The sequence below is a fragment of the Lysinibacillus sp. 38-6 genome (genome assembly GCF_046245175.1).
Taxonomy (GTDB): domain Bacteria; phylum Bacillota; class Bacilli; order Bacillales_A; family Planococcaceae; genus Lysinibacillus.
Window position 1 is genome coordinate 4,239,853 of sequence record NZ_CP176417.1, and the last position, 24,018, is coordinate 4,263,870.

23 protein-coding genes are annotated in these 24,018 nt (G+C 39.0%); 17 read left to right on the forward strand and 6 right to left on the reverse strand.

Going from position 1 to position 24,018, the window contains the following annotated elements; translation table 11 throughout:
• Window positions 1–11 precede the first annotated feature (11 nt).
• Together ACKVEV_RS21175 and phnX are read left to right on the forward strand one after the other, a co-directional pair.
• Window positions 12–1,115, forward strand: coding sequence for a 2-aminoethylphosphonate--pyruvate transaminase (locus ACKVEV_RS21175; RefSeq protein ID WP_409368180.1), 1,104 nt, complete (start codon window positions 12–14; stop codon window positions 1,113–1,115).
• Entirely contained in the window at window positions 1,105–1,893 is a 789-nt protein-coding gene (gene phnX, locus ACKVEV_RS21180; RefSeq protein WP_409368181.1) for a phosphonoacetaldehyde hydrolase, read from the forward strand. The genes ACKVEV_RS21175 and phnX overlap by 11 nt, the downstream gene beginning before the upstream one ends.
• Before the next feature lie 315 nt (window positions 1,894–2,208).
• Here the strand turns inward: phnX and def are convergent, their stop codons facing one another.
• Window positions 2,209–2,766 (reverse strand): peptide deformylase, encoded by a 558-nt coding sequence (def, locus tag ACKVEV_RS21185; RefSeq protein WP_409368182.1) that lies wholly within the window; start codon window positions 2,764–2,766, stop codon window positions 2,209–2,211.
• 395 nt (window positions 2,767–3,161) lie between these two features.
• Here def and pdhA point away from each other — a divergent pair, with 395 nt between their 5' ends.
• The 7 genes from pdhA to ACKVEV_RS21220 all read left to right on the forward strand — a co-directional run bounded on the left by pdhA (window position 3,162) and on the right by ACKVEV_RS21220 (window position 10,289).
• Window positions 3,162–4,277: a pyruvate dehydrogenase (acetyl-transferring) E1 component subunit alpha gene (pdhA, locus tag ACKVEV_RS21190; RefSeq protein WP_409368183.1), complete on the forward strand. Its 1,116-nt coding sequence runs from the start codon at window positions 3,162–3,164 to the stop codon at window positions 4,275–4,277.
• Window positions 4,278–4,280: 3 nt separating this feature from the next.
• Window positions 4,281–5,258, forward strand: coding sequence for an alpha-ketoacid dehydrogenase subunit beta (locus ACKVEV_RS21195; protein WP_409368184.1), 978 nt, complete (start codon window positions 4,281–4,283; stop codon window positions 5,256–5,258).
• A 47-nt stretch (window positions 5,259–5,305) separates the two neighbouring features.
• Window positions 5,306–6,658 (forward strand): dihydrolipoamide acetyltransferase family protein, encoded by a 1,353-nt coding sequence (locus ACKVEV_RS21200; RefSeq protein ID WP_409368185.1) that lies wholly within the window; start codon window positions 5,306–5,308, stop codon window positions 6,656–6,658.
• Between the two features lie 4 nt (window positions 6,659–6,662).
• Window positions 6,663–8,078 carry a dihydrolipoyl dehydrogenase gene (lpdA, locus tag ACKVEV_RS21205; protein ID WP_402925192.1) on the forward strand — a complete coding sequence of 472 codons (1,416 nt, stop codon included), beginning with the start codon at window positions 6,663–6,665 and terminating at the stop codon, window positions 8,076–8,078.
• A gap of 121 nt (window positions 8,079–8,199) precedes the next feature.
• Window positions 8,200–8,982: an SDR family NAD(P)-dependent oxidoreductase gene (locus ACKVEV_RS21210; protein ID WP_409368186.1), complete on the forward strand. Its 783-nt coding sequence runs from the start codon at window positions 8,200–8,202 to the stop codon at window positions 8,980–8,982.
• A 193-nt stretch (window positions 8,983–9,175) separates the two neighbouring features.
• Window positions 9,176–9,619, forward strand: a complete 444-nt coding sequence (locus tag ACKVEV_RS21215; RefSeq protein WP_409368187.1) for a CidA/LrgA family protein — start codon at window positions 9,176–9,178, stop codon at window positions 9,617–9,619.
• Window positions 9,612–10,289 carry an LrgB family protein gene (locus tag ACKVEV_RS21220; RefSeq protein WP_409368188.1) on the forward strand — a complete coding sequence of 226 codons (678 nt, stop codon included), beginning with the start codon at window positions 9,612–9,614 and terminating at the stop codon, window positions 10,287–10,289. Before ACKVEV_RS21215 ends, ACKVEV_RS21220 begins: the two co-directional genes overlap by 8 nt.
• 56 nt (window positions 10,290–10,345) lie before the next feature.
• On the opposite strand, the gene ACKVEV_RS21225 is transcribed toward ACKVEV_RS21220, so the two are convergent.
• Window positions 10,346–10,942 carry a class I SAM-dependent methyltransferase gene (locus tag ACKVEV_RS21225; RefSeq protein WP_409368190.1) on the reverse strand — a complete coding sequence of 199 codons (597 nt, stop codon included), beginning with the start codon at window positions 10,940–10,942 and terminating at the stop codon, window positions 10,346–10,348.
• A gap of 234 nt (window positions 10,943–11,176) precedes the next feature.
• Between ACKVEV_RS21225 and ACKVEV_RS21230 the strand changes: the two genes are divergently transcribed.
• Entirely contained in the window at window positions 11,177–11,965 is a 789-nt protein-coding gene (locus ACKVEV_RS21230) for a helix-turn-helix domain-containing protein (protein WP_409368191.1), read from the forward strand.
• 107 nt (window positions 11,966–12,072) lie between these two features.
• On the opposite strand, the gene ACKVEV_RS21235 is transcribed toward ACKVEV_RS21230, so the two are convergent.
• A complete protein-coding gene (locus ACKVEV_RS21235) occupies window positions 12,073–13,542 on the reverse strand; it encodes an aminotransferase class I/II-fold pyridoxal phosphate-dependent enzyme (protein ID WP_409368192.1) in 1,470 nt (489 codons plus the stop codon).
• A 146-nt stretch (window positions 13,543–13,688) separates the two neighbouring features.
• Between ACKVEV_RS21235 and ACKVEV_RS21240 the strand changes: the two genes are divergently transcribed.
• Window positions 13,689–14,648, forward strand: a complete 960-nt coding sequence (locus ACKVEV_RS21240) for an NAD(P)H-dependent flavin oxidoreductase (RefSeq protein WP_409368193.1) — start codon at window positions 13,689–13,691, stop codon at window positions 14,646–14,648.
• Window positions 14,649–14,669: 21 nt separating this feature from the next.
• On the forward strand, window positions 14,670–14,960 hold the full coding sequence (locus ACKVEV_RS21245; RefSeq protein WP_409368194.1) for a UPF0223 family protein: 291 nt from the start codon (window positions 14,670–14,672) through the stop codon (window positions 14,958–14,960).
• Between the two features lie 422 nt (window positions 14,961–15,382).
• Here ACKVEV_RS21245 and ACKVEV_RS21250 read toward each other — a convergent pair whose 3' ends face one another.
• A complete protein-coding gene (locus ACKVEV_RS21250; protein ID WP_409368196.1) occupies window positions 15,383–16,009 on the reverse strand; it encodes a YktB family protein in 627 nt (208 codons plus the stop codon).
• 124 nt (window positions 16,010–16,133) lie between these two features.
• Between ACKVEV_RS21250 and ACKVEV_RS21255 the strand changes: the two genes are divergently transcribed.
• Both ACKVEV_RS21255 and ACKVEV_RS21260 read left to right on the forward strand, forming a co-directional pair.
• Window positions 16,134–16,331, forward strand: a complete 198-nt coding sequence (locus ACKVEV_RS21255; protein ID WP_409368197.1) for a hypothetical protein — start codon at window positions 16,134–16,136, stop codon at window positions 16,329–16,331.
• Between the two features lie 312 nt (window positions 16,332–16,643).
• Window positions 16,644–17,441, forward strand: a complete 798-nt coding sequence (locus ACKVEV_RS21260) for an inositol monophosphatase family protein (RefSeq protein WP_409368199.1) — start codon at window positions 16,644–16,646, stop codon at window positions 17,439–17,441.
• Window positions 17,442–17,496: 55 nt separating this feature from the next.
• Here ACKVEV_RS21260 and ACKVEV_RS21265 read toward each other — a convergent pair whose 3' ends face one another.
• Window positions 17,497–18,795: a hypothetical protein gene (locus tag ACKVEV_RS21265; protein WP_409368200.1), complete on the reverse strand. Its 1,299-nt coding sequence runs from the start codon at window positions 18,793–18,795 to the stop codon at window positions 17,497–17,499.
• 150 nt (window positions 18,796–18,945) lie between these two features.
• Here ACKVEV_RS21265 and ACKVEV_RS21270 point away from each other — a divergent pair, with 150 nt between their 5' ends.
• Both ACKVEV_RS21270 and ACKVEV_RS21275 read left to right on the forward strand, forming a co-directional pair.
• Entirely contained in the window at window positions 18,946–20,472 is a 1,527-nt protein-coding gene (locus ACKVEV_RS21270) for an AbgT family transporter (protein WP_409368201.1), read from the forward strand.
• A gap of 13 nt (window positions 20,473–20,485) precedes the next feature.
• A complete protein-coding gene (locus ACKVEV_RS21275) occupies window positions 20,486–21,679 on the forward strand; it encodes an amidohydrolase (protein WP_409368202.1) in 1,194 nt (397 codons plus the stop codon).
• A 163-nt stretch (window positions 21,680–21,842) separates the two neighbouring features.
• Here the strand turns inward: ACKVEV_RS21275 and ACKVEV_RS21280 are convergent, their stop codons facing one another.
• Window positions 21,843–22,028 (reverse strand): DUF5325 family protein, encoded by a 186-nt coding sequence (locus tag ACKVEV_RS21280; RefSeq protein WP_409368204.1) that lies wholly within the window; start codon window positions 22,026–22,028, stop codon window positions 21,843–21,845.
• Between the two features lie 141 nt (window positions 22,029–22,169).
• Between ACKVEV_RS21280 and typA the strand changes: the two genes are divergently transcribed.
• A complete protein-coding gene (typA, locus tag ACKVEV_RS21285) occupies window positions 22,170–24,014 on the forward strand; it encodes a translational GTPase TypA (protein ID WP_409368206.1) in 1,845 nt (614 codons plus the stop codon).
• Window positions 24,015–24,018: the final 4 nt, after the last annotated feature.

Sequence of the window (24,018 nt, forward strand, 5' to 3'; positions counted from 1 at the left end):
GGAGTATAACGATGAATAACTATAAATTATTAACACCAGGACCATTGACAACAACAGAAGCGGTAAAAAGGGAAATGTTAATAGATCGCTGTACATGGGATGACGATTATAAGCAAGTGACACAAACGATACGCCAACAATTAGTGGAATTAGCGCAAGTTGATGAAACGCAATATACGGCAGTTTTAATGCAAGGCAGTGGTAGCTTCGTTGTGGAGTCTGTATTAACAACGACTATTTTGAATGATATAGACAAAGTGCTTATTATCACGAACGGTGCTTACGGGGAACGTATCGTAAAAATGGCGAAAGCCCTTCAATTGCAGCATGTCGTTTATTGTGTGCCTTACAATGAGCAGCCTTCACCGTTAGAAGTGCAAAATATATTAGAAAAGGATGACAGTATTACACATGTAGCTGTCGTCCATTGTGAGACGACGACGGGTATTTTAAATCCAATTGATGACATAGGTGCAGTTGTGCAAGCGTTTAATAAAACGTATATTGTCGATGCCATGAGTAGTTTTGGTGGTGTGCCGATGGATTTGTCAAACGGCCAAATTGATTTTTTAATTAGTAGTGCCAACAAATGTATTCAAGGCGTGCCGGGTTTTGGCTTTGTTATTGCGAAAATTGAAGCGTTACAACAATGTGAAGGAATAGCCAAAAGTGTTGCCTTAGATTTATACGATCAATGGAAAGTCATGCAAGTAGATGGCAAATGGCGTTTTACATCACCGACACATGTTGTAGCGGCATTTGCGAAAGCCCTTGAGGAATTAGCAGAAGAAGGCGGGGTAGAGGCGCGTTCCAAACGCTATGCTCAAAACAATCAATTGTTGCGTGAAAGATTATCGCACTGTGGATTAAAGGCTTATATTGCTGAGGATATGCAATCACCTATTATTACGACGTTTTTATATCCGGACGAAGCATTTTCTTTCGATGATTTCTATCAGGACATGAAACAAGCTGGCTTTGTTATTTATCCTGGCAAATTAACGGAACTCGACACATTCCGAATTGGGAATATAGGCGATGTGCATGAGGAAGATATAACAGCATTATGCAAAGTTATTGAAAACTATATGGCGGTGAAAAATAATGAAAATTGAAGCGGTCATTTTGGATTGGGCAGGTACAGCAGTTGATTTCGGTTGCTTTGCGCCGGTTAATGTATTTCTTACTATTTTTGAAGATGCAGGTGTGCCGGTGACGTTGGAAGAAGCGCGCAAACCGATGGGGATGTTAAAAATAGACCATATTCGGACGATGCTTGAGATGCCGAGAATACATGAGGCTTGGGAAGTTGTCTACGGTCGAGCATATACAGAGCAAGATGTACAAGCTTTATATGCTCAATTTGAAACGAAGTTAATGGCGTCCCTCGCGCTGTTCACAGATCCGATACCACATGTAATCGAAACGGTGCATCAGCTTAGACAGGCTGGCATACGTATTGGCTCTACAACAGGCTATACGAAATCGATGATGGAAGTAGTGACACATCACGCGGCGGAAAAAGGATATAAGCCTGATTATTTAGTGACGCCAACTGATGTAGGAGATAAAGGGCGTCCGTATCCTTATATGATTTTTAGAAATATTGAGGAACTTGGTATTCAAGCGACGAAACGAGTAGTAAAAGTAGGGGATACGACTTCGGATATGCAAGAGGCATTAAATGCCGGAGTTTGGGCTGTAGGTGTCATTATCGGTAGTTCGGAAATGGGTTTAACAGAACAGGAGTTTATGCGTTTATCTGATGAAGAGCGAGCGGATGCTATCGAAAGAACAAAAGCTGTTTTTGAACAAGCAGGTGCGCATTATACCATTCAAACAATGCAAGAACTGCCTGCACTCATTGAAACAATAAATGCACGATTGGTTTAAATAAAGCTCTTAAAGCGAAAAAGTGTTAGATTGACGGTCATCAATCTAACACTTTTTGCTATGCCGTTGATGTCCGCTACGGCGGGCGCTTTCCGCTCAGCACAGTAAGCCGCAACCCTCGCTAACGCGCGGGCTGCCCTCGTCTTACGTGCTGTTCTGAGCAGGAGTCGCCGCCTACGCTACCATCAACTAGTGTCACTTTTATATTTTAGATAGCTAATGCGTTATTACACTTTGCAAAAGCAGAAAGACACTCTTATATAGAGCACTTTTTGCTGCCGTATCGGACATCAGCGCGATAGCCGCTAACTTGTCTTAGTCGCGTTCGTACGGTACAGCGTTTGGTACTTCTGCAAATGGATTTTTTTCGTTAATTCGATCATAAAACATAACGCCGTTTAAATGGTCTAATTCATGCTGAAAGGCGATAGCTGGTAACCCTGAAAGGCGCATTTTTTTCTCTTCACCGTCGATTGTTTTAAATTTCACTGTAATGCGTGCATGACGAGGCACATAACCAGGTACATTACGATCAACAGATAAGCAGCCCTCGCCAGTTGGCAAGTAAGTATTTTCAACAGAGTGGCTAACAATTTTAGGATTGATCGCCACAAAGCTTAGCTGTTCGCCGCTATCATCTTTCAAATGCAGCGCGAACATTCGGTGTAGGCTGTTTACTTGATTCGCAGCTAAACCAATGCCGCTGCGTAAATCATACTTATCTGCCATTTCAGGATCTTGACTGTTAATTAAAAATTGTAGCATATCAGTTGCCAGTTGTTTTATTTCGTCCGTTAAAGGGAATTGTACTTCATCAGTTTTTGTGCGCAGAGTCGGATGGCCTTCGCGTATAATATCATCCATTAAAATCATGTGTGAATCTTCCTTTCAATCTTTGTATTACCTTATTTATAAGTATACATCACGTATCAAAACATGCACATGAAAAAAGACTTTATTTAAATAAACTTAAAAATATTTTATGTAGGAATGAGATGATAGAGAACTGGGGTATTCTACTATTGGTAATTATGTAGAGAAACGTAATGTTTATGCGCTTGAAGAAAGTTGTTGTAATACAGATTTGTATTATTAGTGATACAGTATAGGACAGTCGGTACTAAACGCTTTTGTAGGAAAATTCTTTAGTATTGGGCGTAATATATGATTGACCGACCGTATTTTATTCAGTATACTGAGTGCTAAGAATAAGTTGTACTAGTTTGAATGTGATTTATTTTAATACAGTTGAAAGGGAGATGTGACAAATGAGCAAGAAAAACAATAATATTATTGATCCACAACAAACGCTAGCTGAAATCGAAGATAAGTTTGAAATGTTTCAAATTTTGAACGAAGAAGGCGAAATTATAAATGAAGAGGCAGATCCGAAATTAACAGATGAAGAGTTAGTTGAGTTAATGACGCGTATGGTTTATACACGTATTTTAGATCAACGTTCCATTTCTCTTAACCGTCAAGGTCGCTTAGGCTTCTACGCACCAACAGCAGGACAAGAAGCATCACAACTTGCTTCACATTTTGCATTAGAAAAAGAAGACTGGATTTTACCAGGTTACCGTGATGTACCACAAATTGTGTGGCATGGTTTACCGTTAGATAAAGCATTTTTATTCTCACGTGGTCACTTCATGGGCAATCAAGTTCCTGAAGGTGTAAACGTTTTAGCACCACAAATCATTATCGGTGCACAATATATCCAAGCTGCTGGGGTGGCACTTGGTATTAAAAAACGAGGTAAAAAAGCGGTAGCGATTACTTATACAGGTGATGGTGGGTCTTCACAAGGTGATTTCTACGAAGGTATGAACTTTGCTGGTGCATTTAAAGCGCCTGCTATTTTCATCGTACAAAACAACCAATTTGCGATTTCTACACCACGTGAATTACAAACGGCTGCTAAAACTATTGCACAAAAAGGTATTGCAGCAGGCATTCCAAGTATTTTAGTGGATGGTATGGACCCGCTTGCAGTTTATGTTGCAACACGTGATGCACGTGAGCGCGCAATCAATGGCGAGGGCCCTACTTTCATCGAGACAATGTGTTACCGTTATGGTCCACATACAATGGCTGGTGATGACCCAACACGTTACCGTACATCAGATACAGATAACGAATGGGCTCTAAAAGATCCACTCGTTCGTTTCCGTAAATACCTAGAAGGCAAAGGTTTATGGGATGAGCAAAAAGAAGAGGCTGTTATAGAACGTGCAAAAGAAGAAATTAAAGAGGCCATTAAAAAAGCCGACGCTGCACCAAAACAAAAAGTAACAGAATTAATGGAAAATATGTATAAAGGCGAAATGCCATCTAACTTAAAAGAACAGTATGAAATCTACAAAGAGAAGGAGTCGAAATAACCTATGGCACAAATGACGATGATTCAAGCGATTACAGATGCGCTTCGCACAGAATTAAAAAACGATGAAAACGTTCTTTTATTCGGGGAAGATATAGGCGTCAATGGTGGGGTTTTCCGTGCAACTGAAGGCCTGCAAAAAGAATTTGGTGTTGACCGTGTATTCGATACACCATTAGCAGAGTCAGGTATTGGTGGCTTAGCAATCGGTCTTTCTCTTCAAGGTTTCCGACCAGTTCCTGAAATTCAATTTTTCGGTTTCGTTTATGAAGTAATGGACTCAATTAGCGGGCAATTAGCACGATTAAGCTACCGTAGCGGTGGTACGTACAATGCACCTGTTACAATCCGTTCTCCATTCGGTGGTGGTGTGCATACGCCAGAAATGCACTCTGATAGTTTAGAGAGCTTAATGACAGCACAACCAGGATTAACGGTCGTTGTACCATCAACGCCTTACGATGCGAAAGGGTTACTTATTTCTTCTATTCGCAATGATAACCCAGTTATTTTCTTAGAGCATTTAAAATTATATCGCTCATTCCGCGAAGAAGTACCTGAAGAAGCATACGAAATTCCACTAGGAAAAGCTGATGTAAAACGTGAAGGGAAAGACTTAACGATCATTGCTTATGGCTTAATGGTACACGAAAGCTTAAAAGCGGCAGAAGAACTTGAAAAAGAAGGTCATTCTGTAGAAGTGATTGATTTACGTACAATTCAACCAATTGATATTGAAACAATCATTGCGTCAGTTGAAAAAACAGGCCGAGCAATCGTTGTTCAAGAAGCACAAAAACAAGCAGGTATTGCTGCAAATGTTGTCGCTGAAATTACAGAACGTGCAATTTTGAGCTTAGAAGCTCCTGTACTTCGTGTAGCAGCACCAGACACAGTGTACCCATTCCCACAAGCTGAGGGTGTTTGGTTACCGAATTATAAAGATGTAATGGAAACAGCGAAAAAAGTTTTAACATTCTAATGTAGCTTGCATATTCGAAGAAGAGCAAAGAGAAAGGATGGGTACACATGGCATTTGAATTCAGATTACCGGATATCGGCGAGGGTATTCACGAAGGCGAAATTGTAAAATGGTTCGTAAAAGCTGGGGATACAGTAAAAGAAGACGATATTCTTTGTGAAGTACAAAACGATAAAGCTGTCGTAGAAATCCCCTCACCAGTTGAAGGAAAAGTAGAGGAAGTTTTAGTAGCAGAAGGTACAGTTGCTGTCGTTGGCGATGTATTAATTCGTTTAGATGCTCCTGGCTATGAAGATTTAAAGCTTAAAGGCGACGATCATGCAGCAGCAAAAACAGAAGCACAAGTACAGTCAACAGCTGAAACTGGTCAAGATGTAGCAAAAGCGCCAGCGAAAGAAGAAGCACCAAAAGCGCCAGAAGCACCAGCAACAGCGGAGGTAGCAGTAAAGCAAGAGACAACAGATCATTCTAAACGTGTTATTGCAATGCCATCCGTGCGTAAATTTGCAAGAGACAATGATGTCAATATTCATGAAGTAACAGGTACGGGCAAAAATGGCCGTATTCTAAAAGTAGATATCGAGAACTTCTTAAATGGTGGAGGAGCAGCACAGACTGAAGAAGCGCCAGTTGCGCAAGACCAAGCAGCTACGCAACAAGAAACTGCACCAGCTGCACCAGTTGTGCTTGAAGGTGAATTCCCAGAAACACGTGAAAAAATGTCTGGTATTCGCAAAGCCATTGCTAAAGCGATGGTGCATTCAAAACAAACTGCGCCTCATGTTACGCTAATGGATGAAGTAGATGTAACAGCTCTTGTGGCACATCGCAAAAAATTCAAAGATATCGCTGCTGAAAAAGGTGTCAAACTGACGTATTTACCATATGTAGTAAAAGCACTTGTTTCAACATTGCGTGAATTCCCAGAATTTAACCGCTCGTTAGATGATGCAACACAAGAAATTATTCAAAAACATTACTACAATATCGGTATTGCAGCAGATACAGAAAAAGGCTTACTAGTGCCAGTTATTAAACATGCAGATCGCAAATCTGTTTTTGCGGTTTCTAATGAAATTAATGACTTAGCGACAAAAGCACGTGAAAGTAAACTTGCACCACATGAAATGAAAGGTGCTTCTATGTCTATTACAAATATCGGTTCTGCAGGTGGTCAATGGTTTACTCCAGTAATTAACCATCCTGAAGTAGCGATTTTAGGTATTGGACGAATTGCAGAAAAACCTGTAATAAAAAATGGTGAAATTGTAGCTGCACCTGTGTTAGCATTATCATTGAGCTTTGATCATCGCATGATCGATGGAGCCACTGCGCAAAATGCTTTAAATCACTTAAAGCGTTTGTTAAGTGAGCCAGAATTATTATTAATGGAGGCGTAACAAAATGGTAGTAGGAGATTTCCCAATCGAAACAGATACTCTTGTCATTGGTTCAGGTCCTGGAGGATATGTAGCAGCAATTCGTGCAGCTCAAACTGGCCAAAAAGTAACAATCGTTGAAAAAAATGTACTTGGTGGTGTGTGCTTAAACGTAGGTTGTATCCCATCAAAAGCATTAATTTCAGTTGGTCACCGCTTTGAGCATGCTAAACATTCAGATGACATGGGTATCATCGCTTCTGATGTGAAACTAGACTTTTCAAAAGCACAAGCTTTTAAAGACAGCGTTGTTAAAAAATTAACTGGCGGTGTTGAAGGCTTACTTAAAGGTAATAAAGTTGAAATCGTACAAGGTGAAGCGTATTTCGTTGACGCTCATTCAGTGCGTATCATCAATGGTGAATCTGCTCAAACTTACACATTTAACAATGTTATTATCGCAACAGGTTCTCGTCCAGTTGAAATTCCAACGTTCAAATTCTCAGAGCGTGTACTGAACTCTACTGGTGCACTTTCGTTACAAGAAGTTCCTGGTAAATTAGTAGTTATCGGCGGAGGTTACATTGGTACAGAGCTAGGCTCGGCTTATGCAAACCTTGGTTCACAAGTAACAATTATCGAAGGCGGCAAAGATATTTTAGCTGGTTTCGAAAAGCAAATGACGCAAATCGTGAAAAAAGGCCTTAAAAAGAAAGGCGTTGAAATTGAAGTAAACGCATCTGCTAAAGGTGTTGAAGAAACAGATAACGGCGTAGTGGTGACATATGAAGTTGGCGGAGAAGAGAAAAAAGTCGAAGCTGATTATGTATTAGTAACAGTTGGCCGTCGTCCAAATACAGACGAAATGGGTCTTGAAGGTGTTGGCGTTGAATTCGGTGAACGTGGTCTCATTAATGTTGACAAACAATGCCGTACAAACATTCCAAACATCTATGCAATTGGTGATATCGTAGCGGGTCCACAGCTTGCACACAAAGCTTCTTATGAAGGTAAAGTGGCTGCTGAAGCAATCGCTGGCGAGAAATCAATCGTAGACTATTTAGCTGTTCCTGCTGTATGCTTCACTGATCCAGAAATGGCGACAGTTGGTTATAATGAAGATCAAGCAAAAGCAGAAGGTATTGAATATACTGCAGCGAAATTCCCATTTGCCGCAAATGGTCGTGCACTTGCACTAAACCAAACAGAAGGCTTCGTGAAGCTTGTTGCGCGTAAAGAAGATGGCTTATTAATCGGTGCTCAAATCGTAGGTGCTGGTGCATCTGATATGATCGCTGAAATGGGCTTAGCAATCGAAGGCGGTATGACTGCTGAAGATATCGCGTTAACAATCCATGCTCACCCAACTTTAGGTGAAATTACGATGGAAGCTGCTGAAGTATTACTAGGGAACCCAATCCATATTGTAGCTAAAAAATAATTGAACACATATACACGACTATAAAGCTTATAAGCTTTATAGTCGTTTTTTTGTATAATTTTACTAACTTTGATACAGTAAAACTATTAAAAACTTATTGAAAACATAGAGGTGGGACGATATGGAATTAGGCTTAAAGGGAAAAGTAGCGATTATTACAGGTTCAAGTAAAGGCATCGGATATTATACGGCCATGCAACTTGTGAAAGAAGGCGCAAAGGTAGTAATTAGTGCACGTGGCGAAAAACAGCTACAAGTGGCCGCTAGCTGTATAAAAAACGAAACGGGCGAAGAAGTGTTGATTGTACAAGCTGATATTACAAAAGAGAAAGATTGTAAAAAGCTAATCGAACGCACTGTGGAGCATTTTGGGCGTATAGACATTGTCATTAATAATGCGGGGACAGCATCTGCCAATCCATTTGAAACAGTTAGTAGTGAAGTGTGGCAAGCTGATATTGATTTAAAAGTGTTTGGTGCTATTAATTGTTCTAAGTATGCCGTACCACATATGCGCAAGGTCGGCGGTGGAGCGATTGTCAATGTAACGGCTGTAATGGCGAAAACACCACCTGCCAGTTCACTTCCGACAACGGTTAGCCGCGCAGCTGGACTAGCTTTAACGAAAGCGATGAGCAAGGACTTAGGAAAAGATAATATTCGTGTCAATTCGGTTTGTATTGGCTTAATTCGAAGCGATCAAATCGAGAAGCGATGGAAAATAGAAGCACCAGCAATGTCTTGGGAAGACTACTCTCAACAAGTTGGTCAAACGATTCCGCTTGGACGTGTAGGCGAAACACAAGAAGCTGCCAATGTTATTACGTTTTTAGTTTCCGATGCAGCAAGTTATGTAACCGGTACTGCTGTCAATATCGACGGCGGTGCTGGACACGCCTTGTAGCTGGTGTTTTTTACTCAAATTATTTAGTTTTAGATTGAAGACAAAACTGCGTTGTGAAGAGGTTTTTATACAAAAGAGAGTGGCCGATGAACGTTTAGGTCGCCTCTTTTTTCTATTGTTTTTCTAAAATTATAATAGACAGAAAATTCCTGCAGTTGTAGAATAAGCGTTACAGGGGGGGAAACGTGACGAAATGTTGAAGCAAAATTTTACGATGATAGTCATACGGATTATTCGTATAATTATCCAGATTGGCATACTTAATATTTTTTACTACATCGGTGTTGGGATTGTGTCTTACTTGCACATTCCGCTTCCTGGAAGTGTCATTGGCCTACTGCTGTTAGCACTTTCACTCAATTTTAAAATAATAAAAGTAGAATACATTCAAGATGGTGCCGGTTTTTTAATTGGTATATTAACATTGTTCTTTATTCCAGCAACGGTTGGTATTATTGATTATCCAGAATTAATGTCCACAACGGGTTTGCTTATTATTTTGGCAGTCATTGCTAGCACGTTAATTGCTATCTATTTATCTGGACTTGTGACTCAACTCATTGAAAAAAGAGAATTAGCAAAAAAGGAACTAGCAGTGAATGTCGAAGAAGGGAAAGGGGAATTATCTGTTGATTGAACTGATTGTTGTGCTTGGCACGATTTTGCTATTTTATGTATTTACAAAGCTTTATCAACGATTCCCACATCCTTTAATGATTCCGTTAGTGACAACAACGATTGTTAGTGCCGTCATTTTACTTGTTTTTCATATTCCATATGCAACCTACATGGTTGGTGGGGAGTGGCTCCAAAAAATGCTCGGTCCAGCAGTGGTGGCACTTGCATACCCACTTTACAATCAAAGAGCCATTATTCTGAAATATAAAGTCTCCATTATATCTGGGATTTGTATCGCAATGTTTACTGGATTGATGACAATTTTCATCATGCTAAAATGGATCGGTGTAAAGGATAGTTGGATGCTGACAGCTTTGCCTAAATCATTAACGACACCGGTAGGTATGCAAGTCAGTGAAACGATTGGCGGAATTCCTTCTTTAACAGCAGTTTTTGTTATGATTGCAGGTTTTGTAGGAGCGATCATTGGCCCGTTAGTCATTAAATATGGCAAAATCGATTCAGCTGTAAGTCGAGGTGTAGCAGTAGGAAGTGCATCGCACGGTGTCGGGCTTGTGAAGCTAAGAGAGTATGGTGAACAAGAATTATCTGTAGGATCGCTTTCTATGGGCTTAACAGCGATTATAGGGGCGTTTCTATGTCCGCTCTTTGTTTATTTATTCATGTAAGAAAAGACCCTTTACAAGGTGGCTATAGTGCTTGTAAAGGGATGTGACCTTTTGAACTAAGATTTTTCAATCACCAATTGAATTGTATGTGCAAGTCCTGTGTGTAAAGTACCTTCCTGACGTATTTGTTCACCTGTAAAGAAATGAATCAGTTTATAAGGCTGACACCAAGTAAGGACAGACACTGGATTATACAATAAATTTAGCTGTTGAGGACCACCTGTCGCATACGATAGTTGATGAATGGAATATAATTCCATAATAATGCGACCGCCGGGTTTAACAGAATGGACGATGCGTTGAAAAACGCGATGCTGCTGCTCCGCGGGAAAATGTCCAAACACCATGACCGCTGCATCGAATGTTGCTACTGGCAAGTCATCTTGTAGTAAATCAATAAGTTCGGTATGAACAGACACACCTTGTTTTTTGGCTAGTTGATGTGTTTTCTCCAGACCGCTTTTCGCATAATCAAAAGCTGTTACACGATGCCCTTTAGAAGCTAAAAAAACAGCATTTCTTCCTTCGCCTTCAGCATATGCAGCTACATTTACATACCCCTCTAACAAATCTACATAGTTTTCTATAAATGCATTTGGTTGTTCCCCATAAACATATTCAGTTGTGTTAAATCGTTCATCCCATATATTCATGCATTTCACTCCCTTATCCATATTGTAAGTAATGTCCAACACGTAATCTAACTTTTCGCTTTCATTGTATAATTTGTGATATCTCTTATATTGAACAAAAAAACAAAATGTAGAAGAAACTGCACGCCATTACATAATTGCAACCTGACGTTGACAAAGTGCACTCCCTGGAATATGGAATAAAAGGGAATGTTTTAATAAAATGATGTTAACAAAAGGAAGGGGAGTTCAGCTATGAAATTTAGTGAAAAGTTATATAAATTAAGAAAAGAAAAAGCTTTATCGCAAGAAGCACTAGCAGAGAAATTAAATACAACTAGGCAAGCTATTAGTAAATGGGAAAATGATCAAGGTTTTCCCGAAACAGAAAAGCTTCTAATGCTTGGGTATATTTTTGAAGTGTCCATTGATTATTTACTAAAGGATACAGTTGAAGATTATCATGAAAGTGAACATGGATACTATGTAAGTAAGGAAATGGCAGAAGGCTATGTTGTATCGCAACGCAAAATCTCACAATACTTCTCTAGTGGATTTAGTCTCCTTATTGCATCCACCATACCTTATTTTCTTTTTCAACAAGAGCCTTTAATTTATACTATCTTAATTAGTATAATTGCTGTTTTTGGAATTGGCATGTTAGCAGCAGGTTTTATTGAAGAAGATCGTTATGCAATACTTAAAAAAGAAGCATTGCTTTTTGATCACAATTACCTGACAGAATTGACTAGTAGATACGAGCAAGTTAAGAAAAAGAATACGAGGATTTTGGTAATAGGCATAAGCTTTATTGTAGCAGGAGGAATATCGTTCTTATTAGTAAAAAAAGGATTGGTGGCTTCAGACGTTTTAATGCCCTACTATCCAATATTAATAGCTTTTATTGCAATTGGAGTGTACCTGTTAATACGTGCAGTAGCCCTCATAGATGCTTATAGAATATTGGTGAAAAATAAGGAGCATGTTCAGCGCTTAAATCATACGCTGCTATATAAATTGAGAAAAAAATTAAATGAATTTTAATCATGAAAAATGATAGGAACAGTTTTTGGTGAGATGGTTATTAAGGGGTCATTATAAGAAATGATAAAGCTACGTCTTCTATATTTAGAAGACGTAGCTTTAAAGTTTTAATAAATCGCTTTACGTTCTTTAATAACGCGAATGGTTTTTAATGTAGTATCTTCAGGTCCTTGAACGGGTAAACCTGCTTCAATATTCATTTGAATGTAATGAATATTTTCTTGCGTAATTATTTCCCCGGGAATAAAAATAGGAATCCCAGGTGGGTAGACCATGATAAATTCAGCGCAAATACAATTGTCCGCTTCTGCAAGAGGCACTACCTCTGTATCTGCATAAAAAGCATCACGAGGTGACATTGCTAGTGCTGGAATTTCAGGCACATTCACCATTGCCTCCGTAATAGCAGCTTCTGAATCAAATGCTTTTGACATACGACTTAATGCATTAATAAGAAGATTAATTTCTTTTTTTGTATCTGCTAATGTCACTAAACATAAAATGTTGTATAAGTCAGATAATTCCACTTCTATATTAGCATTGTGGCGCAACCATTCTTCTGCTTGGTGGCCAGAAATACCTAAGTCTTTTACACTTATTAATAGCTTTAATGGATCCATATCATATGTTGCTGATGAGTGAAGCTTTTCTTTGCCTGCGCATTTTAAATGTGGTATTTGGTTAATGCGTTTGCGTGCATCTTTTGCTAAACGCAGTGCATCATCGATTAAATCATAGCCATGAATTGCTAGCTGACGACGTGCTGTGTCGAGCGACGCAAGTAATGGGTAAGATGTTGACGTTGTTGTAAGCATCGAGAATACCGCTTGTACGCGTTTGGCAGAAACAAGGCCCTCACGAACGTTTAAAATCGATGTTTGCGTCATAGAGCCACCAAGCTTATGTACGCTTGTTGCAGCCATATCAGCGCCAGCCTCCATTGCCGAGTAAGGTAGCTCGTCATGGAATTTAATGTGAACCCCATGGGCTTCATCGACAACGACTGGTATATTACGACGATGGACAATTTCGACAATGCGTTTTAAATCCGCTGAGAAGCCGTAATAGGTTGGATTAATGACAAGAACAGCCTTTGCGTCCGGATAAGCATTTAATGCTTTTTCAACTGCTTCCGCAGAAATACCATGAGAAATGCCATATTCACTATCTACTTCAGGATGAATAAAAATAGGAATGGCACCAGCGAATACAATCGCTGACATAATGGATTTATGAACATTCCGTGGTACTAGAATTTTATCACCTGGACCGACGACGGTCAGTATCATCGTCATAATGGCGCCACTAGTACCTTGAACGGAAAAGAATGTATGATCAGCACCAAAGGCTTCTGCTGCCAGTGCTTGCGCATCCTTGATAGCACCTTTTGGTGAATGTAAATCGTCTAGTGGAGCAATGTTAATTAAATCAATTGATAAAACGTTGTCGCCGACGAATTCTCGGAAAGCAGGATCCATACCGTGCCCTTTCTTATGGCCTGGAATATGGAACTGAATTGGATGTCTGTTCCGATGTTTTAGTAATACGTCGAACAATGGAGTCTCTAATTGTGACAACGCAGGTACCACCTCACTTTTATAATATCTAAGAAAACAAATGAATTATAGCACCTAACGACATGAAAAAATAGCCTTTAATTAAAAAAATAAAAGGATTTTTTCATGATGACGAGAAGTTAGTATGGTACGAAAGGAGAGATTCGATGAAGTGGGAGACACGTATCACTGAACTTTTACAAATAAAATATCCAATTATTCAAGGGGGATTAGCCTATTTAGCTTATGCAGATTTAGCAGCAGCAGTGTCGAACGCTGGCGGTCTTGGGCAAATAACGGCTATGAGTTTACGAGATCCGGACTTATTACGTGCGGAAATTCATAAAGTAAGAACGTTAACAGATAAGCCATTTGGTGTAAATTTTGCTATCGGTATGCATGGCACTGGCTATGAAGAGATGGTACGAGTTGCTGTAGAAGAAAATGTACCTGTAGTGACAATGACTGGCGGTAACCCAGCGCCGATATTTGATATACTTGCAGGAACAACAATTAAAAAACTGGTTCTTGTAGCAGCTCGTAGACAGGCACAAAAAGCGGAAGAGCTAGGAGCAGATGCTGTGATGGTCGTTGGACAAGAAGGGGGGGGTCACCTAGGTCGTGATGACGTTGGAACAATGGTACTCGTCCCGCAAGTGGTGGATAGTGTGAAAATACCTGTTATTGCCTCTGGTGGTATTGGCGATGGTCGCGGCTGGATGGCTGCACATGCACTTGGTGCAGAGGGCATTGAAATGGGTACACGTTTTATTGCAACGAAGGAATGTGTCGATGCATCACAAGCCTATAAAGATGCCTTACTCGCTAGTTCTGAGGCAGATACAACAGTTATTAAACGTTCCATTGGCGCACCAGCACGCGCATTGCGTAGTGATTTCACAGAGAAAATTTTAGAAATAGAACGTGCAACACCTTCTTATGAGGCATTAAAAGACTATATAAGCGGTAGTGCGAATAAGCGTTTTATTTACGATGGAGACAAGGACGCAGGCATCGGCTGGGCAGGACAAGTTACAGGTATGATTCGTGATATCCCAACTGTCGATGAGCTGATAACACGAATGGTTGCAGAAGCGGAAAGTATCCGGTTAAAATGGGGACACTAATGTAAAGGTGGTAAAGTCCAAATGGAATATTCTTATCCGTTTTCGATTGATTGGTCGACTGAAGAGATTGTCGATGTTGTGAAATTTTTTGAAGGCATCGAACTAGCTTATGAAAAGGGCATTAAACGTGAAGTAATGATGGCTAAATATCGTCGCTTTAAAGAAATTGTTCCTTCACAAGCAGAGGAAAAAACAATTTTTCGTGAATTTGAAGAGGCTAGTGGCTATGTTAGCTATCCGGTTGTGAAACAAGCAAAAGAAGGTGCAGATGGAACTATGATTAAAGTAGTTCCAAAGCAGCCACGACGTTAAATGACCATGGAAGTGTGCTAGGGTCTACCCTAGCGCCTTTTTTTATGGAGAAAAACCGCAGCTTTCTGTAGAGGTCTACGGAAGCGCTGCGGATTTTTTTATAACATTTTTTTCATAAATCAACAGCAAAAGTCTGGTGTTATTTGTACATTATTTGCATAAACTACAGCAATATCATTTTTGTAACAAAATGTTCATGAATAGGGATGGGAACAGCTCGTACAATGTCCAATAATGGCGAATGATTAATCGCCTATTTAAGCTGAGTACTCCTCACAACACCTCAAAAAACAATACAGCTCTTAATAAGCCTCGTGCAATTTTTGTAAAACCTTATAAAATTCCGGTTTCACCAGCTCATTTTTAAAGTTGTTGTTCTTGTATGATTAGTATTCCACATTTTTTGAAATCATATGCCTAAATTATTTTCCATGAATAATTTTGTAAATAGGAAGTAATGTTTGGAAAGTTTCTTCTGCTAATTGTTGGAATTGTTTAGCGGACATTTTGATTGCTTCTTCTCGTGGAATATGGCGACCAACTAAAAACTCCCCTTTTTTCACATCACGCAAACGTATAAGCACTTCTTCTAGTTTTTCTTCTTTTGCATCTTGCATCGAAATAGCAGCTGGTGACATATGGTCTCCAGAAATAATAAAATCGTCCGGAAGCTGTTGTAGCAAGGTTTTGTTGTCTAGTAAACGCTGTGCCATTAAATTTTTTTGCGGTGCTTCGTAAATAATAGCAAAGACGATGAATAAATGTGTGCTCCAAAGACCAATCTGAAAGTGAGGCAATGCTTTATAGCCTCTTTTATAAGGAGCGAAAGCAACCCAACTGTCACTTGGTGGATTCACCGTTCTGCGGGCGTGTTTGGCAACATGGGGGTAAAATTCTTCTCCAAGATGGCTGGAAAAGAAGGCGGAGAAGTCTTCTCCAAGTTTATGGAATTTTGGTCGTACACAGGAATTTAAGGCATCCATTCGTTGTTCTAAACCATTTATTTGAAACACATTGAAATCTTTATTAGTCCATTTTAGGGTAGGCATTGGTAATAACTCCTTTCGATTATAAGGTTTATTTTATTAAAAAAATGGGAAAAAATCTTATAACAAGAACTTTATCGAATTTTATTAGGTTTTGTAAAAAAATAAAAAAAGGGAAGTGACTTTTATGAAACAAGTCGTAAAAATTATACGTAAAGTTGACATTGAAAAGCAATATGAACGCATTTTACAATTAGAATTAGATTATGAATTAGCCTCTTTATTTGCAGCGATGAATGACAAAGATGAGGGTGAAATTGCAAAAAGTAAAAAGCGACTAGCAGAAATACGGATGGAGCTGGAAAGTTTGCACGCCTATGCGTAAAAAAAAATTGACCCCCATATGAAAATCACTTGCTGAATATTCCGACAGCAGGTGATTTTTGTTGTTATAAAGGGTAAAATAGACAATATCTCATAATAGAAAATGTTGTTTTTCATTTTTTAGTTATGGCGTTACACATCCAGCTGTCTTAAAGGTGTAATATAGTATTGGACTCTCGTTTCATGTTCGAAAAATATGGAAACGGGAAAATGTTTGGAATACGTAGCGCACTAGCTTTATTCTTGAGCCAATGGCGAGCAAAAAGCGCGTTGAACGAGCGTAATGTTTTCTATATTCGAAGGGTGGGTTTTTATGGATTTAAAGCAAATCGATCAATTTGCGCAAACGATTATAGTTGAAGCGGGAAAACGTATTCGTGATGCATTTTCGTATAATTTAGTCATTGAAACAAAATCGAATGCGAATGACCTTGTGACAAATATAGACCGTGAAACAGAATTATTTTTCATCGAAAAAATTAAATCATTTGACCCTACTCATCAAATTTTAGGTGAAGAGGGAATGGGTGAAAAAGTCGAATCATTGGACGGCGTTGTCTGGATTATTGATCCAATCGATGGGACGATGAATTTTGTCAAGCAACATCGACATTTTATGATTTCGATAGGGATTTTTATTGACGGTATTGGGAAACTTGGTTACATATATGACGTCATGCGTGAAGATTTATTTAATGCAGTTGCAGGGGAAGGGGCTTGGTATAACGCGTCTCCACTTCGCAAATTGCAACCTGTCAAAATTGAAGAGTCAGTTATTGGTATTAATGCACACTGGGTTGCTCCAAATCGACATATCCATCATGAAAAAGTAATTGATTTAGTTCGTAAGGTTCGAGGTACACGTTCCTATGGATCTGCAGCAATGGAAATAGCTTTTGTTGTCAGCGGGAAACTAGATGCTTACGTGTCGATGCGATTATCTCCGTGGGATATTGCCGGAGGGACAATTATTGCGCAAGAAGTAGGGGCTATAACAACGAATTTGCACGGAGAAGAAGTCGACTTATTACATCAAGATGCTTTTATTATTGCCAATCCTGCTATTCACCATGAACTATTAGAAAAATATATTGTGCCTTATGATTTGTAAATTTTACATAAAAAACTGTTTAGGATTATTTTTTTCCTAAACAGTTTTTTTGTCTTTAATCGAGCTGGATTTGATAATATTTTTTCGGACGTCCCCGTGTGGTAGACGTTACGCTTGGCAGCTCAATCGCTAATTTTTTTTCATAGAGCTGTTTTAAAATGCGGTTGGCGGAGCGTACAGTAATGCCTAAATGTGAGCTTAACATGTCTCCATTAACAATCGTTGTTGCTAGTCTGTCCATCACAGCCTCTATTTTTTGTAATTGCAATAAAGGGATATCATGAGCAGCGCTTAATTTTTGTAAGTGCTGCTGTTTGTCGTTGTCAAACTGTAATAATGCCCCGTACAGTAATGGACCAATTTCTTTTGCATTATCAATAATATAACCTTGTGTCTCCTTAGAAGAACAGAGGGTTGCGGCCTTTTTTGCAAACTCCTGACTTTCAGTAAGTGTGTTACCAATACCCCATCCTATTTTAACGGGAAACGGTAATTTCTCATCTAAAAAGTCGACAAGTTGACAATGTGTATAATCATTCGTCGTCATTAAAAATTGCTGATAGGTTGTAATAATAGCGATATATGAAGCTTCTCGGTGCACGATAAAGGTGCTCGCATATAGTTGCTTGTAATCTAAAATGGCTTTATATAAAGCGATTTGCCGATACTCTAATTCATCTATATTGGATTTATCTATCGGAATTAAAATATGTACAACGACTACTTTATTTTGCTTAAGTTGTCGCACCTGTAGTTGACTTACAAGCTGATCTAACGTTAATTGCATCGCGTGGCGTGATGGGTGAAACGCAATAAACGGTATATTTTCATGTGCTAATCGCTCCCGCAGCTCTGCAATGCGTGTAAAGCTTAAATCTACTTTATTGTTGCGATGTAATTGAATATGCCAGTTAGCCGCTTTATCAACAATATCATTGCTTGCGAACTCATTCATTGTTTGACTAAAAAGATAAGGCTGTGCTCCTATTGACCACTCCTGAATGCCTAAATAGTCGTTTTCCTCATAACAAAAATCAATGGCAATTCGATCCATCGTCATTTTATTATCATAAAATAACTCTGTTAAAGCACGGTAAAAATCACGTTCTGAAATATCAAAATAGAGCATAGGTATAGCTAAATTTGAAAAATATTTTTGTGCAAAAAAATAGGGGATTTGCCCGCTGAAAAGTGCACCGTCTCCTGTTCTTAAATGTTGCGTTAATAGTGTCTTCAAATGCTCGAAATCCGCGTAGGGATGGTAATGAAAGTCGCAAAAAGCTGGTTTAATTTTTTCAAGTTGCTGTACCCATGTGAGGGATAGTTTAGCAGTGAAAACATTAATTTTATACATAGTATTATCTCCTTAAATTGAAATTAAATATTGAAAATATTCTAAAAATATGATTTCTTTGTATTAAGGACATATGCTATCAACGTCTTAAAATAGTCGTTTACATTGAATAGCACAAGAGTCGACTAAAACAGAGAAGGAGAGGGGTTTATGCAAAAAAATTCAGAAACTATGAAAAGATCATGGATTGATAAAATGCTAGATAGCATTGAAAGGGCGGGCAATAAATTACCAGACCCAATTACCTTATTTATTATTTTAGCAGGTATAGTGCTTGTTTTATCATGGATATTATCAGTCTTTGGCATTTCAGCAGTTCAACCAGGTACTGAAAATGTTATTCAAGTAAAAAATCTGTTGAGTCAAGAAGGTCTTATCTTAATAGTAACGCAAATGGTATCGACATTTACAGGCTTTGCTCCGTTAGGACTAGTTATTGTAACGATGATTGGTATTGGCTTAGCTGAGCAAACAGGTCTTATTTCTGCCGTGATGAAAAAGCTGGTGATGTCAGCTCCTGAAAAATTAATTGTGCCATTTATTATTTTCACAGGTTTAGTCGGAAATTTAGCTGCTGATGCTGCATTTATCATTTTACCGCCAATTGCAGCGATGATTTTTATGAGCATTGGTCGTAATCCACTAGCCGGATTAATTATTACATATGCAGCTGTGGCTGGGGGCTTTAGTGCCAATATTTTAATTAGTTCACTCGATGTATTGTTATTAGGAATTACCGAATCGGCTGCACATATTGCAGACCCAACGTATACTGGGCGTGCAACGATGAACTATTATTTCTTAATTGCTTCGACGTTTTTATTAATCGTCATTGGTACATGGGTGGCGAAAAAGTTTACAGAGCCTCGCTTTGGTAAATTTGAAGGTACTGTTGAAAAGTTAGAGCCACTAACAGCATTAGAAAAACGTGGTTTACGATGGGCAGGTCTTGTGACAGTTGTTTATATTGCCATCATTGCATTTACGGTCATTCCGTCTAATGGTCTTTTACGCGATCCTGAAACAGGTGGCTTTTTAAATTCACCATTTATGTCAGGTATTGTACCGATTATGTTATTTTTCTTCCTTTTACCTGGCCTTGCCTATGGTCTTGCGGCAAGAGAAGTAAGAAATGACAAGGATGTTGCTGAGAAAATTTTTAAATCAATTGCTGATATGGCACCGTTTATTGTCTTAGCATTTGCAGCTTCTCAAATGATTGCCTTTTTCAACTGGAGCAATATCGGTTCCATTTTAGCCATTAAAGGAGCTGAACTTCTACAAGCGTTAAACTTTACTGGTTTACCAATGATGATTGGATTTGTGTTAATTTGTGCGTTCGTTAACTTATTAATCGCCAGTGCTTCTGCAAAATGGGCATTACTAGCGCCAATTTTTGTACCGATGTTCTATTACTTAGGCTATTCTCCAGCGGTAACACAAATGGCCTATCGCGTAGGGGATTCCATTACAAATCCGATTACACCGATGCTAGCGTATTTCGCTATTTTACTATCGTTTGCCAAACGCTATGATAAAAATATCGGTATTGGTACACTAATATCCGCTTTACTTCCATTTTCTGTTTTCTTTGCAATCGGTTGGATTATATTGTTTGCCATTTGGTTCTTGCTTGGTTTACCACTAGGACCTGGAGATTATATATACTTAAAATAAGGAGTGTTAATCGATGACAGTTTTACAGCAAGAGCAGTTAGGTAATTTATTAAAGCAATATGAAGAGGAAATGATTGCACTTCGTCGCCATTTCCATGAAAATCCGGAACTTTCTTTTGAAGAAGTTGAAACACCAAAAACGATTGCGGCTTTTCATCGTGCTTTAGGGCATGAGGTACGTGAAGGTGTTGGTGGCAATGGTGTTGTGGCGAAGTTAGTAGGAGGCAAGCCGGGCAAAACGGTTGCATTACGAGCAGACTTTGATGCGTTAGCTATTACAGAAGAGACAGGTTTACCTTTCCAATCAAAAATTAAAGGGCGTATGCATGCTTGTGGACATGATGGCCATACAGCTTCCTTATTAATTTTAGCGAAGGCATTCAATCAAATGAAGGACAACTTAGCTGGGACAATTGTGTTTATTCATCAACATGCTGAGGAGCTTGCACCCGGTGGAGCGAAATCCATGATTGCTGATGGCTGTCTAGAAGGTGTGGATGTTATTTTTGGTACCCATTTATGGGCACCAATTGAACTCGGTAAAGTGCAGACAGCGATCGGACCATTGATGGCTGCCGCTGATGCCATTTATATTAAGATCAAAGGAAAAGGTGGTCATGGCTCCAATCCGAGCGATACGAAGGATTCAATCTTGCTGGCGGCGCAGTTTATTACCAACCTTCAGCAGCTTGTAGCACGTCGTATAAATCCTTTACGTCCGGCTGTAGTATCTGTTGGACATATTGAGGCGTTAAATCCTTTCAATGTCATTGCTGACCAAGTCTATATGAAAGGTACTGTACGTACGTTCCATGAGGAGGAGCGCGATTTACTAGAGCGTGAAATTGAGGAGCTATTAAAGGCAACTTGTTATTTAACAAAGGCAGATTATGAATATGAATTCCGTCGTGGCTACCCACCTGTCGTTAACCATGCAGCAGAAACAGAGCATGTTATGGCATCTGCAAGAAAAGTAACAGATGTGACAGCGGTGGAATTTATTGATCCAAATATGGGCGGTGAGGATTTTGCTTACTATTTAGAAGAAATTCCTGGGGCATTTTTCTTTACGGGTGCAAAAAATCCAGCGTGGCAAGAAGTTTATCCCCACCATCATCCAAAATTCGATATCGATGAACGTTCATTGCGCATTGCAGCAAATGTTTTAGGTCAAGCAACTTTAGATTACCTAGCAAACGAGCAATAAGTAGCAGTATGATTTGTAAATGGCAAGAGGCGTTGTCTACGAAATAGACATCGCCTCTTTTTATAATAAAGTATAGAAGAAGCTATCCAATAGTTGGACAGCTTCAGCAAAGAAATTGTGTCATTTAGGACACATACATATTGTTAAAAAGGAAAACCTAACATTAAAGCAATCCTTGTTCGCGTAATTTACGCTTCATTTTAAAGGCTGTCATAAAAATGACACAAGTTGCGACAATGCCTGCTATTACTCCAATTATATTACTAGCTGCTACTGAATACCCGATAGAACACATTGCTAGCACAGCTGCTAGTGCATAAATGGCCATTACGAATTTTCCACGATTCATAGCCGAGCCCCCTATATAATAATAAATTTGTGATTGAAAATATTTTTTTAGAATGATAGAAATTCTAATAAGGACATTTACATCCTTCTTGTGCTATAATATCACAGTTAAACATTCGAAAAAAGAATATGGAGTGGAATAATGACAAACTTACGTCAAGATCTTCGCAATATCGCAATTATCGCCCACGTTGACCATGGTAAAACTACTTTAGTCGACCAATTATTAAAACAATCAGGTACATTCCGTTCAAACGAGCGTGTTGAAGAACGTGCAATGGACTCTAATGATATTGAACGTGAACGTGGTATTACGATATTAGCTAAAAATACAGCAGTAAATTATGAAGGAACTCGTATCAACATCCTTGATACGCCTGGACACGCCGACTTTGGTGGTGAGGTAGAACGTATTTTAAAAATGGTAGATGGCGTTTTACTAGTTGTCGATGCGTATGAGGGTTGTATGCCACAAACACGTTTCGTACTAAAAAAAGCTTTAGAGCAACGCTTAACACCAATCGTTGTTGTTAACAAAGTGGACAAAGATTCAGCTCGTCCATTAGAAGTAGTAGATGAAGTACTTGAACTATTCATCGAGCTAGGTGCAGATGACGATCAATTAGACTTCCCAGTAGTATATGCTTCAGGTGTCAATGGTACAGCTTCACTAGACGCTGATCCAGCTAACCAAGAAGAAAATATGAAATGTCTATTTGAAAAAATTATTGAGTCTATCCCAGCACCAGTTGATAACTCAGCAGAACCTTTACAATTCCAAGTAGCATTACTTGACTATAATGACTTCGTTGGACGTATCGGTATTGGCCGTGTATTCCGCGGAACAATTTCTGTAGGCCAACAAGTTGCGCTGATGAAATTAGACGGTACAGTGAAAAATTTCCGTGTAACAAAAATCTTTGGTTTCTTCGGTTTAAAACGTGAAGAAGTAGAGACTGCAAAAGCAGGGGACTTAATCGCCGTTTCAGGTATGGAAGACATCAACGTAGGTGAAACAGTTTGCCCTGTTGAACACCAAGAAGCGCTTACGCCATTACGTATCGATGAGCCAACGTTACAAATGACGTTCTTAGTAAACAATTCACCATTTGCTGGTCGTGAAGGGAAATGGGTTACTTCTCGTAAAGTAGAAGAGCGTTTACGTGCTCAATTACAAACAGACGTATCTTTACGTGTTGAAGATACAGATTCTCCAGATGCTTGGACAGTATCAGGTCGTGGTGAGCTTCACTTATCTATCCTGATTGAAAACATGCGTCGTGAAGGATTCGAATTACAAGTATCAAAACCACAAGTAATCGTGCGTGAAATCGATGGTGTGAAATGTGAACCATTCGAACGCGTGCAAATCGATGTACCTGAAGAAAATGTAGGTTCTATTATTGAATCAATCGGTACTCGTAAAGGTGAAATGCTTGATATGGTAAACAACGGCAGTGGCCAAGTTCGTTTAACGTTCTTAGTACCAGCTCGTGGTTTAATCGGTTATACAACTGAATTCATGTCTATGACAAAAGGTTTCGGTATTATTAACCATACATTTGATTGCTACCAACCATTACTACCAGGAAAAATCGGTGGTCGTCACCAAGGCGTTCTAGTTTCAATGGAAACTGGTAAAGCAACAACTTATGGTATGATGCAAATTGAAGACCGTGGTACACTATTCTTGGAGCCAGGTACAGAAATTTACGAAGGTATGATTGTTGGGGAAAATAACCGCGACGCTGATATCACTGTAAATATTACAAAAATGAAACAAAAAACAAACATCCGTTCAGCAAACAAAGACCAAACGAATGTTATTAAAAAACCACGTATTTTATCTCTAGAAGAAGCGCTTGAATATTTAGGTGATGATGAGTACTTAGAAATCACACCAGAATCTATTCGCCTTCGTAAAAAAATCCTAGATAAAAACGAACGTGAGAAAGCAGCGAAAAAATTAAAAAACGCTGAACAATAATTTT